General features: G+C 65.9%; 2 protein-coding genes. Both read right to left on the minus strand.

Annotated features, from left to right (window positions below; all coding sequences use genetic code 11):
- Nucleotides 1–680 (minus strand): IS3 family transposase (locus ACFCZF_RS40900; protein WP_376675996.1); only part of this gene is annotated, 680 nt, incomplete at its 3' end.
- Between the two features lie 23 nt (nucleotides 681–703).
- Nucleotides 704–1030 carry a transposase gene (locus ACFCZF_RS40905; RefSeq protein ID WP_376675997.1) on the minus strand — a complete coding sequence of 109 codons (327 nt, stop codon included), beginning with the start codon at nucleotides 1028–1030 and terminating at the stop codon, nucleotides 704–706.
- Between the last annotated feature and the right edge of the window lie 159 nt (nucleotides 1031–1189).

A 1189-nucleotide genomic window follows, 5' to 3' on the forward strand; every position in this document is an offset into this window, starting at 1 on the left:
CCGGAACATCGCTGGTCTTCAAACTCCAGTCCGCCGTGGCCACGTCGCACACCTCCGAGATCAAAGTGTTGCGACGACCAGTTGAATCCACCCTGACTGCCTGCATCGGAGTGATGAACCAGCCCGGGACGTGCGGGGGTGCCGGCCCGGTCGCGGCGCCACAGGGCCATGTCGAGAGCGTCGAGGACGAGCTTGGCCCGCTTGCTGGTGGCGGCCGACCAGCCCACGACCGCCCGGGAGAATACATCCACGACGAAAGCGACGTAGACGATGCCGGACCAGGTGGCAACGTAGGTGAAGTCGGCCACCCACCGCTCGTTCGGACGGGACGCGGTGAAGTCGCGTCTGAGCAGGTCACCGGCCCGCTCCTGGCCGTCGTCCCGCAGGGTAGTGCGGATCTTCTTCCCGCGCCGGACGCCTTCGAGGCCGAGATCACGCATCAGCCGGGCGACGGTGCAGCGGGCCGCTGGTATGCCTTCGCGGTGCAGTTGCCGCCAGACTTTCCGCACCCCGTAGACGCTGAAGTTGTCAGCGTGGATACGGCTGATCTGCTCCTTCAACCCGGCGTCGCGGATCGACCGGGCACTGGGCGTGCGATTCTTGGCGGCGTAGTAGGTGCTCGTTGCGATCTTCAGTCCGTAGCTGGTCAGGACCTTGCAGATCGGCTCGACTCCGAACACTTGACGGTGGGCGTCGATGAAGGCTACGAGCGCTTCGACGGCCGGTCGAGCTCGGCCGCGAAGAAAGCCGAGGCCGCCTTCAAGATCTCGTTGGCCCGCCGCAGCTCGGCGTTCTCGGCCCGCAGCCGCTTGATCTCGGCGGCTTCTTCGGACGGGACGCCGGGCCGCTGACCGGCGTCGACCTCGGCCTTGCGGACCCAGGTCCGCACCGTCTCAGCCGCGCCGATCCCGAGCTTGGCTGCTACTGCCTTCATCGCGGCCCACTCGGTCGGATAGTTCGGACGGATTTCCGTGACCATGCGTACCGCGCGCTCACGAAGCTCGGGCGGGTAGGGGGACGGACGTGCCATGACTCGATCCTCTCAGGGAATCGAGCCTCCATCAGACCCGGAGCGGTTCACGACTTCATGAGCACGGGCCTTGACCCCGAATCCTGAACACGGGTTATGCGGCTGGTGCAAGCGTAGTTGGTGTGAGGTGGAAGGCGTTCTCGAAGGCGATCGGTGATC

Origin of the sequence: Streptomyces sp. NPDC056296 (genome assembly GCF_042268605.1) — a bacterium.
GTDB lineage: Bacteria > Actinomycetota > Actinomycetes > Streptomycetales > Streptomycetaceae > Streptomyces.